This is a genomic window from Bradyrhizobium sp. STM 3566 (assembly GCF_045571445.1).
GTDB lineage: Bacteria > Pseudomonadota > Alphaproteobacteria > Rhizobiales > Xanthobacteraceae > Bradyrhizobium > Bradyrhizobium vignae.
The window spans coordinates 634,908-651,524 of the sequence record NZ_CP120692.1 but is presented as its reverse complement, the minus strand read 5'-3'; the positions used below and the strand labels follow the sequence as shown (position 1 = coordinate 651,524).

At 65.0% G+C, this 16,617-nt stretch carries 14 protein-coding genes; 9 read left to right on the top strand and 5 right to left on the bottom strand.

Translation table 11 applies throughout. The features are described from left to right. Window positions 1-75: 75 nt before the first annotated feature. Window positions 76-927, top strand: coding sequence for a thermonuclease family protein (locus tag P6U27_RS03005; protein WP_407194544.1), 852 nt, complete (start codon window positions 76-78; stop codon window positions 925-927). A 134-nt stretch (window positions 928-1,061) separates the two neighbouring features. Continuing rightward, on the top strand, window positions 1,062-2,453 hold the full coding sequence (locus tag P6U27_RS03000) for a M48 family metalloprotease (protein WP_244607851.1): 1,392 nt from the start codon (window positions 1,062-1,064) through the stop codon (window positions 2,451-2,453). Window positions 2,454-2,579: 126 nt separating this feature from the next. On the opposite strand, the gene P6U27_RS02995 is transcribed toward P6U27_RS03000, so the two are convergent. Continuing rightward, the gene (locus tag P6U27_RS02995; protein WP_122400582.1) at window positions 2,580-3,908 is read right to left on the bottom strand and encodes an MFS transporter; all 1,329 of its coding nucleotides are present in this window, start codon (window positions 3,906-3,908) and stop codon (window positions 2,580-2,582) included. Window positions 3,909-4,089: 181 nt separating this feature from the next. On the opposite strand from P6U27_RS02995, the gene cyoA reads away from it, so the two are divergent. The 7 genes from cyoA to P6U27_RS02960 are packed head-to-tail and all read left to right on the top strand — an operon-like array spanning window position 4,090 to window position 11,029. Beyond that, window positions 4,090-5,250, top strand: a complete 1,161-nt coding sequence (gene cyoA, locus P6U27_RS02990) for a ubiquinol oxidase subunit II (RefSeq protein WP_407193669.1) — start codon at window positions 4,090-4,092, stop codon at window positions 5,248-5,250. Between the two features lie 11 nt (window positions 5,251-5,261). After that, window positions 5,262-7,259: a cytochrome o ubiquinol oxidase subunit I gene (gene cyoB, locus P6U27_RS02985; RefSeq protein ID WP_407193668.1), complete on the top strand. Its 1,998-nt coding sequence runs from the start codon at window positions 5,262-5,264 to the stop codon at window positions 7,257-7,259. Further along, entirely contained in the window at window positions 7,260-7,889 is a 630-nt protein-coding gene (gene cyoC / locus P6U27_RS02980) for a cytochrome o ubiquinol oxidase subunit III (RefSeq protein WP_407193667.1), read from the top strand. It begins immediately after the preceding gene. Beyond that, window positions 7,886-8,266, top strand: coding sequence for a cytochrome o ubiquinol oxidase subunit IV (gene cyoD / locus P6U27_RS02975; RefSeq protein WP_122400578.1), 381 nt, complete (start codon window positions 7,886-7,888; stop codon window positions 8,264-8,266). The genes cyoC and cyoD overlap by 4 nt, the downstream gene beginning before the upstream one ends. A 13-nt stretch (window positions 8,267-8,279) precedes the next feature. Further along, the gene (locus P6U27_RS02970; protein WP_407193666.1) at window positions 8,280-9,131 is read left to right on the top strand and encodes an SURF1 family protein; all 852 of its coding nucleotides are present in this window, start codon (window positions 8,280-8,282) and stop codon (window positions 9,129-9,131) included. Next, on the top strand, window positions 9,103-10,506 hold the full coding sequence (locus tag P6U27_RS02965) for an ATP-binding protein (RefSeq protein ID WP_407193665.1): 1,404 nt from the start codon (window positions 9,103-9,105) through the stop codon (window positions 10,504-10,506). Before P6U27_RS02970 ends, P6U27_RS02965 begins: the two co-directional genes overlap by 29 nt. Next, window positions 10,496-11,029 carry a response regulator transcription factor gene (locus P6U27_RS02960; RefSeq protein ID WP_122400575.1) on the top strand — a complete coding sequence of 178 codons (534 nt, stop codon included), beginning with the start codon at window positions 10,496-10,498 and terminating at the stop codon, window positions 11,027-11,029. The genes P6U27_RS02965 and P6U27_RS02960 overlap by 11 nt, the downstream gene beginning before the upstream one ends. 269 nt (window positions 11,030-11,298) lie before the next feature. On the opposite strand, the gene P6U27_RS02955 is transcribed toward P6U27_RS02960, so the two are convergent. The 4 genes from P6U27_RS02955 to P6U27_RS02940 all read right to left on the bottom strand — a co-directional run bounded on the left by P6U27_RS02955 (window position 11,299) and on the right by P6U27_RS02940 (window position 16,581). Then, window positions 11,299-12,123 carry a CarD family transcriptional regulator gene (locus tag P6U27_RS02955; protein WP_162500082.1) on the bottom strand — a complete coding sequence of 275 codons (825 nt, stop codon included), beginning with the start codon at window positions 12,121-12,123 and terminating at the stop codon, window positions 11,299-11,301. A gap of 344 nt (window positions 12,124-12,467) precedes the next feature. Then, window positions 12,468-12,806, bottom strand: a complete 339-nt coding sequence (gene fdxA / locus P6U27_RS02950) for a ferredoxin FdxA (protein ID WP_063698041.1) — start codon at window positions 12,804-12,806, stop codon at window positions 12,468-12,470. 132 nt (window positions 12,807-12,938) lie between these two features. Continuing rightward, complete coding sequence (locus tag P6U27_RS02945) at window positions 12,939-13,190, bottom strand: RNA-binding S4 domain-containing protein (protein WP_122400573.1); 252 nt, start codon at window positions 13,188-13,190, stop codon at window positions 12,939-12,941. 22 nt (window positions 13,191-13,212) lie between these two features. Continuing rightward, on the bottom strand, window positions 13,213-16,581 hold the full coding sequence (locus P6U27_RS02940) for a helicase-related protein (protein WP_407193664.1): 3,369 nt from the start codon (window positions 16,579-16,581) through the stop codon (window positions 13,213-13,215). Between the last annotated feature and the right edge of the window lie 36 nt (window positions 16,582-16,617).

The window sequence follows — 16,617 nt, the reverse complement described above, 5'->3', positions numbered from 1 at the left end:
GAGCGCAGCGAAGCATTCCAGAAATGCATCCGCGGGAAAGATTCTGGATTGCTTCGTCGCGAAGGCCTCCTCGCAATGACGGCGTGTGAGGAAGACCCTTCGCGTCTCACCGCGCATGAGTTAAAGTCCGGCCGCAATGCAACCTTTCCGGGTCACGTGACGCAACTGCTCCATCCCATCGTCGCATTTCTTCTCGTCGCGGCTCACGGCGCGTTCGCGACACCGTGCCATTTCGAGTCACAAGGCGAGGGCCGCGTCGCGGCGATCGTGGATGCGCGCAGCGTGCGTCTCGATGACGGGCGCGAGATCCGCCTCACGGGGATCGAGCAGACGGCGACCACGAAGCAGGCGCTGACCTCACTGCTCTCCGGCCGCGACGTGACGCTGCGCAGCGCCGACGACACGCCCGACCGCTACGGCCGCCAGGGTGCGCTGGTCTTCATCGGCGAAAACGACACCTCGGTGCAGGCCATGCTGCTCGCCCAGGGCGACGCCTTCGTCTCCGCCGAGATTGTGGACAAGGACTGCGCGACCGCGCTGATGGCGTCCGAGGCGGCGGCACGGCGGCAAAAAATGGGCAGCTGGGCTGACCCGTCGGCCATAAAAAACGCGGAAAGTCCGGACGATATTTTGGCGGAGATCGGGCGCTTTACGGTAGTCGAGGGCAAAGTCCTGTCGGTCCGGCAAGCTGGGGCAACGACCTACCTCAACTTCGGACGGAACTGGACACGTGGCTTTGCCGTGACTATTTCAAAGCGCACGCTACCGGCGTTCGAAAGCGCTGGCATCGCCCTTAAGTCCCTGCAAAATAGGCGTATTCGAGTTCGGGGCTGGGTTGAGGGGAATACGGGGCCGCGCATCGATGTGCGCCTTGTGGGACAGGTCGAGTTGCTGGGCGCAAGCGAGCCGACAGGGGTAAGGCCTTAGATCAGGCCAGGCACGGGTTAAGCGACGTGGATGGGGTGCTAGAACGGCACGTACGGAGTGAACGCCGCCGGCTGCGGGCGGCGCCGGCTGCGCTGTGCCTTGTCCTGGGCACGGCTCTCGCCGGTTGTGGCGATATGGGCCGGTTCCAGACGGCGGCGCCCCCGCCGACCGTGGTGATGCCGAAGCCGAAGCCCGCCGTGGCGCAAACCCCCGCCACCGAGAAGGAGCACGAGCGCATCCTGGCGAGCTATGGCGGCACCTATGACGACCCCAAGCTCGAGGCGCTCGTCAGCAAGACCGTCGACCGGCTGGTCGCGGCCTCCGACCGTCCCGACCAGGGCTACAAGGTCACCATCCTCAATTCCGGCGCAGTGAACGCCTTCGCCCTGCCGAACGGCCAGCTCTACGTCACGCGTGGCCTGCTCGCGCTTGCCAGCGATACGTCGGAATTGTCCTCCGTGCTCAGCCACGAGATGGCGCATGTGCTGTCCAAGCACGCGGCAATGCGCGAGGACCAGGCTCGCCAGGCCGCGATCGTCACCCGCGTCGTCACCGACATGAGCAACGATCCCGATCTCACCGCGCTGGCGCTCGCCAAGACCAAGCTCACCATGGCGAGCTTCTCGCGCAAGCAGGAGTTCGAGGCCGACGGCATCGGCGTCGGCATCTCCGCCAAGGCGCATTTCGACCCTTATGGCGCTGCTCGCTTTCTGTCGGCGATGGAGCGTAATGCCGAGCTGAAGGCCGGCAAGAGCTCGCTCGATCCGCGCGCCCAGGATTTCACCTCGTCGCATCCGGCAACCCCGGAGCGGGTGCAGAACGCGCAGAACATCGCGCGGCAATACACTGCGCCTGAAGGCGCCGAGCGCGACCGCGAAAGCTATCTCGCCGCGATCGACAACCTCGTCTATGGCGAAGACCCCAGCGAAGGTTTTGTCCGCGGCCGGCGCTTCCTGCATCCGAAGCTCGGCTTCACCTTCCAGGCGCCGGACAATTTCACGCTCGACAACACCGCGCAGGCCGTGATCGGCGTGCGCGAGGGCGGCGCACAGGCGATGCGCTTCGACGTCGTGCGCGTGCCGGCCGAACAATCGCTCGGCGACTACCTCAATTCGGGCTGGATGGAAGGCGTCGAGAAGGCCTCGACCGAGGATCTCACCATCAACGGTTTTCCGGCGGCATCCGCCACCGCCAAGGGCGATCAGTGGCAGTTCAAGGTCTATGCGCTGCGCTTCGGTAGCGACGTCTACCGCTTCATCTTCGCGACACGGCAGAAATCGACCGAGAGCGAGCGCAACGCGCGCGAGACCGTCAACTCATTCCGCCGCCTGACGCTCGACGAGATCCAGGCCGCGCGCCCGCTGCGCATCAAGGTCATCACCGTGCAGCCCGGCGATACCGTTGAGTCGCTCTCCCACCGCATGGCCGGCGTCGACCATCCCGCCGAGCGCTTCCGCGTGCTCAATGGCCTCGATCGCACCGCGCAGGTGAAGGTGCGCGATCGCGTGAAGATCGTGGCGGATTGACACTCGCCCGACTGCCTTAGAGTGGGCAAAGCGCAAGCGTCCCCACCACTTCTCTATTGCGATCTCCGAAAGATGGTGGGCGCGGCGCAAAGCGCCTTCGCCCACCCAACAAGCTACGCGCTATAGCTAACGGCCCGCGTCCATATCCCCCGCCTCACGCTGGCCACTGAGCCAGAGCGCGAGCAGGGTCCAGAACGCGCCTGACAGCAGATACGCGCCCGAAGCGATGACGCCGAGATTGGTGGCGAGCAGCAGCGCGACCAGTGGAGCAAAGCCGGCGCCGAACAGCCAGGCCATGTCGGAGGTCAACGCGGACGCCGTGTAGCGGTACGCCTGCCTGAAGTTCGAGGCGATCGCGCCGGAGGACTGGCCGAAGGACAGGCCGAGCAGGATGAAGCCGATCACCATGTAGATGGTCTCGCCGAACGCGCCGGCATCGAGCAGTTGCGGCGCGAAGCCGCTGTAGATCGCAATTGCGATCGCCGATCCCATCAGCAGCGACTTGCGCCCGACACGGTCGGCGATGATGCCGGAGACAACGATCGCGGCGACGCCGAACACGGCAGCGACGATCTCGATGATCAAGAAGCGCACCGGGCTTTCGCGGGTGAACAGGAACACCCAGGACAGCGGAAACACCGTGACCATGTGGAACAGCGCGAAGCTCGCCAGCGGCGCGAATGCGCCGAGCATGATGTTGTGGCCTTCGCGCGCGACGGTCTCGGAAATGCGCGCGGGCTGGAGTTCGCGGGTCTCGAACAGCGTCGCGTATTCTTCCGTCGTCACCATGCGCAGGCGCGCGAACAGCGCGACGACGTTGATGGCGAAGGCGACGAAGAACGGATAGCGCCAGCCCCAATCGAAGAAATCATCGGCCGAGAGGTTGCCGGCGAAATAGGCGAACAGCGCGCTCGCCACGATCAGTCCGAGCGGGGCGCCGAGCTGCGGCACCATCGCGTACCAGCCGCGCTTCGAGGCCGGCGCGTTCAACGCCAGCAGCGAAGCCATGCCGTCCCAGGCGCCGCCCCAGGCCAGACCTTGTGCGATGCGCGCCAGCGCCAGCAGCCAGATCGCGGCAACGCCGATGTCGTGATAGCCGGGCAGGAACGCGAGCGCCACGGTGGCGGTGCCGAGCAGGAACAGCGCCGAGATCAGCTTGGCCGTTTTGCCGTAGGCATGGTCGATCGTCATGAAAATGACGGTGCCGATCGGCCGGGCCATGAAGGCCAGCGCAAAGATCATGAAGGAATAGAGGGTGCCGGTCAGTTCGCTCGCGAACGGGAACACCAGGCGCGGGAACACAATCACCGAAGCGATCGCGAAGACGAAGAAGTCGAAGAATTCGGAGGTGCGGCCGATGATGACGCCGATGGCGATCTCGCCGGGACTGGCCTGATCGTGGCCGTGTTCGCCCGTGTGGAGGTCTGCCATTGCGGGGGTCTGTGCCGTCGCCATTCGTGCGCCCTTAACGTCCTGAAAACCAAAGCCGAACGCCCGGCCGGACGCCAGGCAATCTGCCCTTGTCTGACCCAACCTCCCGCACTGCAACATTGGACAAATTGTCCAATGTCCGGATTGTTGCGCCGCAGCTACCCGTTGGCCCCGCATAGGAAACTCATTCTCAAAGGCTCGGCCCGTGTCTCGTCTCAAGATCCTGGCGCTACTACCTCTGGCTGCCGCACTCAGCGGCTGCGACTATGTCGTGCTGGCGCCAGCCGGCGACATCGCTGCCCAGCAGCGCGACCTCGTCATCATCTCCACCGTCCTGATGCTCCTGATCGTCCTTCCCGTGATGGCGCTGACGCTGCTGTTCGCCTGGCGCTATCGCCAATCAAACACGGCCGCTCGCTACGAGCCGGAATGGGACCACTCGACCAAGCTCGAGCTGGTGATCTGGTCCGCGCCGCTCTTGATCATCGTCTGCCTGGGCGCGCTGACCTGGATGGGTACGCATCTGCTCGACCCCTATCGCACCCTCGGCCGCATCCATGCCGACCGCGCCGTGGACCAGTCCAAAGCCCCGCTCGAGGTCGATGTCGTCGCGCTCGACTGGAAGTGGCTCTTCATCTATCCGGACTACGGCATCGCCACCGTCAACGAGCTCGCCGCGCCGGTTGATCGCCCGATCAACTTCCGCATCACCGCCTCCTCGGTGATGAACTCCTTCTACATCCCCGCGCTCGCCGGCCAGATCTATGCGATGCCGGGCATGGAGACCAAGCTCCATGCCGTCGTGAACCACGCCGGCACCTATAAGGGTTTCTCGGCGAACTACAGCGGCGCCGGCTTCTCCGGTATGCACTTCAACTTCCAGGGCCTCGACGACAAGGGCTTTGATGCCTGGATCGCCAGCGCCAAGTCCGCCGGCGGATCGCTCGGCCGGGCCGAATATCTCCAGTTGGAGAAGCCCAGCCAGAACGAGCCGGTGCGGCGCTGGGGCAGCGTCGATGCCGATCTCTACCGCCTGATCCTCAACATGTGCGTCGAGACCGGCAAGATGTGCCAGAGCGAGATGATGGCCATCGACGCCAAGGGCGGCAACGGCCATGAGGGCCTGAACAACACCCTGCCGCTCACCTACGACAAGTATGCCCGCCGCGGCACGGTGCTCGGACCGGAGCCGACCTTCGTCGCCGGCACCTGCACACCGGATGCGCCGCAAGGCCAGACCACCGCATCGATCAAGGCGCCCACCGATACAATGCCGCTCATCGGCGCCGGCCTGAAGCGGCCCTCGTTCACGCCGCTGAAGTCCTCGTCCTTCTTCCTCGGACAGCGTCCGAAGTCAGACTCCTAAAGAGAACGCGCATGTCTCCTGATCTTCTCAAGCTCATCTTCGGCCGGCTCGGTTTCGAGTCACTGCCGCTGCACGAGCCGATCGTCGTCGGCACTTTCGTGGTGGTCGCCCTCGGCGGCGCCGCGCTGCTTGGCGGCCTCACCTATTTCCGTCTCTGGGGCTATCTCTGGCGCGAATGGTTCACCACGGTGGACCACAAGCGCATCGGCATCATGTACATGATACTCGGTATCGTGATGCTGCTGCGCGGCTTCGCCGACGCACTGATGATGCGCGGCCAGCAGATGCTCGCCTTTGGCGGCTCGGAAGGCTACCTCAATGCCCATCACTACGACCAGGTCTTCACCGCCCACGGCGTGATCATGATCTTCTTCGTGGCGATGCCACTGGTCACCGGCCTGATGAACTACGTGGTGCCGCTCCAGATCGGCGCACGCGACGTGTCGTTCCCGTTCCTGAACAATTTCAGCTTCTGGATGACGGTCGGCGGTGCGGTGCTGGTGATGGCCTCGCTGTTCATCGGCGAATTCGCCCGCACCGGCTGGCTGGCTTATCCGCCGCTCTCGAACATCGGCTACAGTCCCGATGTCGGCGTCGACTACTACATCTGGGCACTGCAGGTCGCCGGCGTCGGAACGACATTATCCGGCATCAACCTGATCTGTACCATCGTCAAGCTGCGCTGCCCCGGCATGACCATGATGAAGATGCCGGTGTTCACCTGGACCTCGCTCTGCACCAACGTGCTGATCGTCGCCTCCTTCCCGGTCCTGACCGTCGTGCTCGCGCTGCTGTCGCTCGATCGCTACGTCGGCACCAACTTCTTCACGAACGATTTCGGCGGCAGCCCGATGATGTACGTGAACCTGATCTGGATCTGGGGCCACCCCGAAGTCTACATCCTGGTTCTCCCGGCGTTCGGCATCTTCTCGGAGGTCACCTCGACCTTCTCGGGCAAGCGGCTGTTCGGCTACACCTCGATGGTCTACGCCACGGTCGTCATCACCATCCTGTCGTACCTGGTGTGGCTGCACCACTTCTTCACGATGGGCTCCGGAGCCAGCGTCAATTCGTTCTTCGGCATCACCACGATGATCATCTCGATCCCGACGGGCGCGAAGATGTTCAACTGGCTGTTCACGATGTACCGCGGCCGCATCCGCTACGAATTGCCGATGATGTGGACGATCGCCTTCATGCTGACCTTCGTGATCGGCGGCATGACCGGCGTGCTGCTCGCGGTGCCGCCGGCCGACTTCGTGCTGCACAACAGCCTGTTCCTGATCGCGCACTTCCACAACGTGATCATCGGCGGCGTGGTGTTCGGCGCCTTCGCCGGCATCAACTACTGGTTCCCGAAGGCGTTCGGCTTCAAGCTCGATCCGTTCTGGGGCAAGATGTCGTTCTGGTTCTGGGTCACCGGGTTCTACCTGGCCTTCATGCCCCTCTACGTGCTCGGCCTGATGGGCGTGACCCGCCGCCTGCGCGTGTTCGACGATCCCAGCTTGCAGATCTGGTTCGTCATCGCCGCGATCGGAGCGCTCTTCGTCTTCATCGGCATCCTCTCGATGCTGATGCAGTTCGCAGTGAGCCTGCTCAAGCGCGAGCAGCTCAAGGACGTCACCGGCGATCCCTGGAACGCGCGCACGCTGGAATGGGCGACGTCCTCGCCGCCGCCGGACTACAACTTCGCCTTCACCCCCGTCGTGCACGACAATGACGCGTGGTGGGACATGAAGAAGAGCGGCTACCAGCGTCCGCTCACCGGGTTCAAGCCGATCCACATGCCTGCTAGCACCGGCACCGGCATCATCCTCGCCGGCTTCGCCACCGCGATGGGTTTCGGCCTGATCTGGTACATGTGGTGGCTGGCGGCCGTGAGCTTCGTTGCGATGCTCGCCGTCGGTATCGGTCACACCTTCAACTACCACCGCGACTTCGACATTCCGGCTGAAGACGTCATCCGGACCGAGGACGCGCGCACCAAACTGCTCGCCGGAGCCAAGTAAATGACTGTCTCTGTAAATCCCTCGCAAACCGGCGAGCCGCTGTTCTATCTCGCCGACGAACATCCCCATCCGGAAGGCTACAGCACCTCGCTCGGCTTCTGGATCTACCTGATGAGCGACTGCCTCATCTTCGCGATCCTGTTCGCCACCTTCGGCGTGCTCGGCGGCAACTACGCCGCCGGGCCGGCGCCGAAGGACCTGTTCGACCTGAACCTGGTCGCGGTGAACACGTCCATGCTGCTGCTGTCGTCGATCACCTACGGCTTTGCCATGCTGACGATGCAGCAAAATAAGACCGCCCAGACCCAGATGTGGCTGGCGATCACCGGCCTGTTCGGCGCCGCCTTCATCGGCATCGAGCTCACCGAGTTCGCCCACATGATCCACGAGGGCGCCACGCCGCAGCGCAGCGCCTTCCTGTCCGCCTTCTTCACCTTGGTCGGCACCCACGGCCTGCACGTCACCTGCGGCCTGATCTGGCTGGTGACGCTGATGGTACAGGTGCAAAAGTTCGGCCTGATCGAGGCCAACCGCCGCCGTCTGATGTGCCTGTCGATGTTCTGGCATTTCCTCGACGTGGTCTGGATCGGCGTCTTCACCTTCGTCTATCTCCTGGGAGTTCTGCGATGAGCACCGATACCCACGCCGCCCATGCGGACGACCATCACCATGGCGATGGCCACGCCCATGGCACGTTCTCGAGCTACATGCTCGGCTTCGTGCTCTCGGTGGTGCTCACCGCGATCCCGTTCTGGCTGGTGATGAGCGGTACGCTGCCGAGCAAGCAGATCACCGCGCTGGTGATCATGGCCTTCGCGGTCGTGCAGATCGTGGTGCACATGATCTACTTCCTGCACATGAACACGACATCGGAGAACGGCTGGAGCATGATGGCGCTGATCTTCACCATCGTCATGGTGGTGATCGCACTGTCCGGTTCGCTGTGGGTGATGGGCCACCTCAACAGCAACATGATGCCGGTCCACCAGATGACGGGAATGAATTGAGCGAGGCTCCAGATTGAGCAAGGCTCGGACCGTGACGCGCAGGACAGGAGGGACGCACAGCGAGGCTGTGCGCGCCCCCTCGCCGTGGCTCACGGTCCTCTCGCTTGTCGCCTTTGTACTTCTGATCGCGCTCGGCGTCTGGCAGATCGAGCGACGGGCCTGGAAGCTGGCTCTGATCGACCGCGTCGAGCAGCGCGTCCACGCTCCGGCCCAACCGATCCCCTCGCCCGCTTCATGGCCCGCCATCAGCGCAGCAAACGACGAATACCGGCACGTCAGCGTCAGCGGCCGCTTCCTGCATGACCGCGAGACGCTGGTTCAGGCCGTCACCGAGGAAGGCCCGGGCTATTGGGTGCTGACGCCGCTCGAGCGCGATGATGGCACGCTGGTGCTGATCAACCGCGGCTTCGTGCCGTCCGAGCGGCGCGACGTATCGACGCGCAGGGGCGGCAATCCCGATGGTCAGGTCGAGATCACCGGCCTGCTCCGCGTGACGGAGCCGAAGGGCGGTTTTCTCCGGAACAACGTGCCCCAGCACAACCGCTGGTATTCGCGGGACGTCGCCGCCATCGCGGCGGCACGCGGTCTTCATGACGTCGCGCCCTTCTTCGTGGATGCCGACGCCGGATCACAAGTTCCCGCCGGTCCAATCGGCGGATTGACCGTGATCCGCTTTCCCAATAACCACCTGATCTACGCGCTGACGTGGTTTGCCCTGGCTTTCATGCTGGCCGGCAGGTTTTTCGTCACATTCGGCGGCGGGCTGTTCCGGCGCAAGCGCTTCGTCCAGGAACCGGCTGGCGGCTTGGATGCCGCCGCCCGCAGGACGGGATCAGATGCTGGAACGATCGTCGAGCCGACCTGACGACGGGAAGACGCTTCCCCAAACGCTTGCCCATGGCGGCGGGCCCGTCACGCTGCAATCGCAGGCGGACGCGCGCAGCGAGCTGATCGGCCCGGCTCCCACCGACGACGAGACCAATCGCAAGAACATGGCGCTGCTGATCCAGCTGCGCTGGACCGCGGTGGTCGGCCAGATCGTGACCATCGGTGCCGTGCATTTCGGCCTCGGCATTCGCCTGCCGCTGGAGCGGATGGGCGCGGTGATCGGCGCGCTGGTGCTGCTCAACGTCTCCAGCCTGGTCTGGGTGCGCCATCGCGCCGCGATCACCAATAACGAGCTGCTGGTCGCCTTGATGCTGGACGTCGCTGCGCTGACCGCACAGCTCTATCTCTCCGGCGGCGCTACCAATCCCTTCACCTCGCTGTTCCTGCTCCAGGTGACGCTCGGCGCAGTGCTGCTCGATGCCCGCTCGACCTGGTCGTTGGTCGCGCTGACCTGCGCGAGCTTCGTCTGGCTGACATTGGCCTACCGGCCGCTCGATCTGCCGCCGAACCCGATCAGTGAGACCTACAGTCTCACGGTTACTGGCATGCTCCTGGGCTTCGTGCTCAATGCCGTTCTGCTGGTGGTGTTCGTCACCCGCATCAACCGGAATCTGCGCGAGCGCGACGCGCATCTTGCGGCGCTGCGCCAGCATGCCGCCGAGCAGGACCACATCGTGCGCATGGGCCTGCTCGCCTCCGGCGCCGCACATGAGCTCGGCACACCGCTCGCTTCGCTCTCGGTGATCCTCAGCGACTGGCGCCGCATGCCGGATCTCGCCGCAGATCAAGAGCTGGCCGAGGATCTCGCGGAGATGGAGACTTCGCTGCAGCGCTGCAAATCGATCGTGACCGGCATCCTGGTGTCGGCGGGCGAAGCGCGCGGCGAAGGCTCCTCGCCGACGACGGTGACGGCCTTCGTCACCTCGCTGGTCGACGAATGGCGCAACGCGCGCTCGGCCCGCACGCTCTATTTCGTCAACACGTTCGGCGAGGACGTCGCGATCGTCTCCGACGTCGCGCTGAAGCAGGTGATCTTCAACGTGCTCGACAATGCCTATGAGGTCTCGCGCGACTGGGTCGAGCTCGTGGCCGAGCGCGAAGGCGACAATCTCGTGCTGTCAATCTCCGACCGCGGCCCGGGCTTTGCGCCGGAGATGCTGGCGCAGCTCGGCAAGCCCTATCAGTCGAGCAAGGGGCGCGCCGGCGGCGGGCTCGGCCTGTTCCTGGTGGTGAACGTCGTACGCAAGCTGGGAGGCAGCGTGACCGCCGAGAACCACAGGAAGCGCGGCGCCACCGTGCGCTTGACGCTGCCGCTCGCAACGCTCGCGATCGGAGGGAATTTTGACGCCTGACCGTTCACTCATCGTCGTCGAGGACGATTCCGGCTTCGCGCGCACGCTGAAGCGCTCGTTCGAGCGCCGCGGCTACGAGGTGGTGGTGGCCGACTCGATCGAGGAGATGCGCAAGGTGCTGGAGGAGCGTACTTTCGGCCATGCCGTGGTCGACCTCAAGCTCGGCGGCGCCTCGGGCCTCGCCTGCGTCGAGCTCTTGCACACGCATGATCCGGACATGCTGATCGTGGTGCTGACCGGCTTTGCCAGCATCTCCACCGCCGTCGAGGCGATCAAGCTGGGCGCCTGCCACTATTTGGCAAAGCCGTCGAACACCGACGACATCGAAGCCGCCTTCCACAAGGCCGAAGGCAACGCCGAGGTCGCGCTCGATGCACGGCCGACCTCGATCAAGACGCTGGAATGGGAGCGCATCCACCAGACCCTGATCGAGACGGAGTTCAACATCTCGGAGGCGGCCCGCCGGCTGGGCATGCACCGGCGGACGCTGGCAAGGAAGCTCGAAAAGCGGCCGGTGAAGTAGCGTCGCGCGTCGTTTGATGAATGCTCTCTCCTCTCGTCGTCCCGGCGAAGGCCGGGAGCCATACCGCGGAATCTATCGTTGCGATCGGTAGGAGTGCCGAACAACCAATCTTCGCCGAACTTCTCCCTGGGATATGGGTCCCGGCCTCCGCCGGGACGACAGCGAATTTGTTGAGGCGACGTTCGCGAAGACCCGTCATCACTTCACGCCCCAAATAAAAAGCCCGGCCGAGCGGCCGGGCTTTTGAACTCTTGCAATCGGCGTGGCGCTTACGCGGCCTCGTCGGCGACGGTGGTGTCGTCGCCATCGGTATCGTCGGTATCGCCCTCGGCGTCCGTATCGGCTTCGCCGTCGGCGGCTTCCGCCTTGGCGCTGGCGCGGCGCGGGCTCTTGGCGAGCTGGGCCTCGATCTCCTTGACCGCTTCGGTCTCGGTCGAGTGCTGCACCACCGCGATCTCACGGGAGAGACGGTCGAGCGCCGCTTCATAGAGCTGGCGTTCCGAATACGACTGCTCCGGCTGCGACTCCGAGCGATAGAGGTCGCGCACAACTTCCGCGATCGCGACGATGTCGCCCGAATTGATCTTCGCTTCGTATTCCTGGGCGCGCCGCGACCACATCGTGCGCTTGACGCGCGCACGGCCCTTGAGCGTCTCCAGCGCCTTCTTCACCAGGGCCGGATCGGACAGCTTGCGCATGCCGACATTGGCGACCTTGGCGGTCGGCACGCGCAGCGTCATCTTGTCCTTGATGAAGTTGATGACGAACAGCTCGAGCTTGGCACCGGCGATCTCCTGCTCCTCGATGGCCAGGATCTGGCCGACGCCGTGAGCGGGATAGACGACGAATTCGTTGGCCTTGAAGCCCTGACGCTGGGTCACGACCTTCTTTTCCTCGACCTTCGGCGCAGCAGCGGGCTTGGCAGCCGGCTTGGCGGCGGCGGGAGCCTTGGCAGGCGCAGCAGCAACAGGGGCCTTCGGCGCGGGCTTGGCAGCGGGAGCCTTGGCAGTCACTGGCTTGGCAATCACAGGCTTGGCAGCAGCAGGCTTGGCAGCGGTCGCTTTCGCGGCCGGTTTGGCAGTCTTGTTAGGCATTGCGCTTCTTTTGTTCTTCGAGGACTTTGCAGCCGGCGCCTTCGTCGCGGTCCGACCCTTGGATGCGCTACGGCTGGCCGCGGCGACTTTTTTGGCCTCCTTATGGGAAGCCCTCGCTGAAGTACTCTTTTTACGCGTTTTCTGTGACACAGCCTGCGCGCGGAAACTGCCACGCCCCTGTTCGACATTTGGTTTCACGGGAACCCAGAGGGGCCAACGGGGCTGACGGGGTTCGGCTTAATGTGCCCAATATAGCACATTTCCCGCAAAAATCAATGATTTAGGGGTCTTGAGGGCTGGTTTTCGGCGGCAGCGCCGCTATTAGGGTTAAGTTTGGGCGCGAATTAGTCTCCCGAGCCGGGGTTCGGAGAAAAATATTTCTCGAACTTGCCTTCCATACCGTCGAATTCCTTGGCGTCGGCCGGTGATTCTTTCTTCTGGGTGATGTTGGGCCAGCTCTTGGCGTATTCGGCGTTGACCTCGAGCCACTTTTCCAGGCCCGGTTCCGTGTCCGGCTTGATCGCGTCGGCGGGGCATTCCGGCTCGCACACACCGCAATCGATGCACTCGTCGGGGTGAATGACGAGCATGTTGTCACCCTCGTAGAAGCAGTCGACCGGGCAGACCTCGACGCAGTCGGTGTACTTGCACTTGATGCAGTTTTCAGTGACGACGTAAGTCATCCAACGCTCCGAAAAGCTCTTTCAAAAGTCGCGGCTTGCCTAGCGCGGATGGCCCGGCGCCGCAAGGTCGGGAAGGCCCGATCATGACGGCTTTGTGTGTTTGATCGATCAAGAAATGAATAACAAGCGCAATTAATTGCGCGTCCCGAGCTCCTCGTAGAGCACCCGTGCCGAGGCGGCATCGCCGCGGCGTTCGTTGAAGGCGATCACCTTCAGAACGCGCACGGTGCGATCGAGCGCGATGGTGAGCACGTCGCCGGCCTTGATCGCATGCCCCGGCGATGTCTCGCGCGTGCCGTTGACGCGAACATGGCCGGTGACGACCAGCTCAGCGGCGGAGGTGCGCGCCTTCACCACACGGGCGTGCCACAGCCATTTGTCGATGCGCTGGCGCTCGGTCGTGGGGCTACTCCTTCCGCCCCGACAGCTGCTCCTTCAGCGCGGCGAGCTTGGCGAAGGGCGAATTCGGATCAATGGGACGGTCGCGCTCGCGCGGACTGGCGCTCGAAGCGTAGGGACGCAGCGAGGGGCCGGACTCACGATCGCGACGATCGCGCCCCTTGTCGCGGTCGCGGCCACGATGCTCGCGGCCGCCATCGCGATCGCCTGGCTTGCCCTTGCCGCGATCACGCTCCTTGCCTTCGAAGCGGCGGTTGTTGTCGCTGCGCTGCTCGCGGCGATCGCCACCTTCTTCGCGGCCCTTGCGGAAATCCTTCCGATGTCCGCCGTGGCGATGGCTCGGCTTCGCGCCTTCAGCAGCTTCACCGGGTGCAGCGCCAGCTTCGGCAGCCGCCTGCGGACGCGGCTGATGGTGGTGGCGCTGGTGGCGATGGCGCTCGTGGCGCGGCTTGCGATCCTCGTGACGGCCGGCCGGGCGCCAGACCTCGACGAGCGCGGGTTCTGAGGGCGCGGCCGCCCCCTCAGGCGCGGCAGCGTCGGGCGATGCGGCAGCTTCCGTGGCGGCCGTCTCGGCAGCAGCGGCTTCGAGGCCGGCAGCCTCGGTGAACGCCGCAGCTTCCTCGGCGGGCGGCACGATGCCGGGGGCGTCCTCGGGCGTGACGGGCGCTTCTGGTGACGCTTCGAGCGCCGGCTCCTCATGGACGGGCTCGTCGTGCGGCTCCATGCCGGGCGCGTCTTCGACCGTGACGGATTCGGCAGCGGCTTCGGTGGATGCAGCCGGCTCCACCGGCAGGCCGGCGACGGCCTCCGCCGCGGTCTCGGTCGAGGTCTCCGCGCTGCCCTCGGCGGGCGGTGTCTCGGCCGCAACCGTCTCGACGGCGGCAGGCTTCTGTGGCAACGGCGGACGCTTCTCCATGCGATAGCCGAGTGCGCGCAGCACGGAGGCGAAGTCTTCGCCGGCCGAGCCCGTGAGCGAGGTCATCGCCTGCGTCACCACGAAGCTGCGGCCGTCGAACGCGCCGGCGGGCTTTTCGCCGGGCGAATTCTCGCGCCAGGCCAGCGCCGGGCGGATCAGATCGGCCAGCCGCTCCAGGATATCGACGCGCACGGCGCGCTCGCCGGCCTGCTTGTAGCCGAGCACGCGATAGGCATCGCGCGGCAGCTGCTTGTCGACCGGGAACGAGGTGCGCCCCGACGATGCCAGATGCTGCGCGCCCGACAACGCGGAGAGATCGACATTGTCCTGCTTCAGCGCCCAGAGCAGCGCGGCGAGCGCACGCGCGGCGGGCTTGAGCAGGCCGGGGAAATAGATGTGGTAGGCGCCGAAGCGGACGCCGTATTTCCGCAAGACGGCGCGCGAGGGTTGATCGAGATCCTTCAGCTCGCTCGCAATCTTCGGACGCTCGAGCACGCCGAGCGCCTCGACCAGCTGATAGGCGATGCCGCGGGCAATGCCGGTGACGTCCTCGGCCTTGGACAGCTCGAACATCGGCCCGAGCAGCTTTTCGATATGGGTCTTGAGCCAGAGCTCGAGCCGCGCCTGCACCTTGTCGCGCGGGCCGCCGGTCAGGCGCTCGTCGGAGATGATGCGGATGCGCGGATGCAGCGCATCGTCTGCGGCGGCGAGGCGCGCCACGGCATCGCCGGTCCAGCGGATGATGCCTTCGGAGGTGAGCACGAACTGCTCGTCCGGCGCATTGCCGAGCTTCTCGGCGCGCGCATTGATCTCGCCGGCGAGCACGGCTTGCGCTGCGGCCTGCAAGGCTTTCGCATCGGAGCCGGCCTCCGCCGCATCCGGTGCAAAGGTGAAGCCGTCGAGGCGGCCGATGACATGGCCTTCGACGATGACTTCGCCGGTCTTGCCGATTTCAGTATTCAAGCTCGTGTTCTCCCGCAGGCGGCGCATCAATACACTGGTCCGACGATCAACGAAACGCTCAGTCAAGCGTTCATGGAGCGCATCCGATAATTTATTTTCGACCTCCCGCGTGATCCCCTGCCAGCGTTCGGGGTCTCTCAGCCAGTCCGGGCGGTTGGCGACGAAGGTCCAGGTGCGGATTTGGGCGATTCGGGCCGACAACGTGTCGATGTCGCCGTCGATGCGGTCGGCCTGGGTGACCTGGGCCTCGAACCAGGAATCGGGAATGCAGCCTTTCTGCATCAGGAAGCCATACAGCGTCGTCACCAGCTCGGCATGGGCGGCCGGCGACAGCTTGCGGTAATCGGGGACCTGGCAGACGTCCCAGAGGCGCTCCACCGCCGCCTTGCCATGCGCGATATCGCGCACCTCGCCGTCACGGGCGGCATGGTCGAGCACGCGCATGTCCTCGGCGATCGGCGCGCGCGTCAAGGTCTCGTGGCCGGGAGCGAGATTCAGCGACACCTGCAGGGCGCCGAGCGAAGAGAAATCCAGCCTGGAGTTGCGCCATTGCAGCACCTTCACCGCATCGAAGGTGTGGTTCTGCAGCGCGTTGACGAGCTCGGGCTCGAACGGCGCGCAGCGGCCCGTGGTGCCGAAGGTGCCGTTGCGGGTGGCGCGACCGGCGCGGCCGGCTACTTGCGCGAATTCGGCCGGCGTCAGACGGCGGAACTGGTAACCGTCGAACTTGCGGTCGGAGGCGAAGGCGACGTGATCGACGTCGAGATTGAGGCCCATGCCGACGGCATCGGTGGCGACGAGATAATCGACATCGCCGTTCTGAAACATCGCCACCTGCGCATTGCGTGTGCGCGGCGAGAGCGAGCCCAATACCACGGCGGCGCCGCCGTGCTGGCGGCGGATCAGCTCGGCGATGGCGTAGACTTCATCCGCCGAGAACGCGACGATGGCGGTGCGGCGCGGCTGGCGCGTGATCTTGCGGTCGCCGGCGAATTCGAGGCTGGACAGGCGCGGCCGCGTGATCATGGAGACGCCCGGGAGCAGCCGCTCGATGATCGGGCGCATGGTGGCGGCCCCTAGCAGCAGCGTCTCGTCGCGGCCGCGGCGGTTGAGCAGCCGATCGGTGAAGACGTGGCCGCGTTCGAGATCGGCGGCGATCTGGACCTCGTCGACGGCGAGGAAGGAGACGTCGATATCGCGCGGCATCGCCTCGACGGTCGACACCCAATAGCGCGGGTTCTTCGGCTTGATCTTCTCCTCGCCGGTGACGAGCGCGACGCTGGCCGCGCCGGCGCGATCGGCGATCTTGTTGTAGACCTCGCGCGCGAGCAGGCGCAGCGGCAGGCCGATCATGCCGGAGGGATGCGCGAGCATCCGCTCGATGGCGAGATGGGTCTTGCCGGTGTTGGTCGGTCCGAGCACCGCAGTGACGCCCGCGCCAGGCACTCGATCGGAAAGTGCGCGCTCGGAGGCAAAGGGGGAGGAAGAAAAAGCCATGTCTGAGGGATTAGGTAGTGGCGATTTGGGCGAATG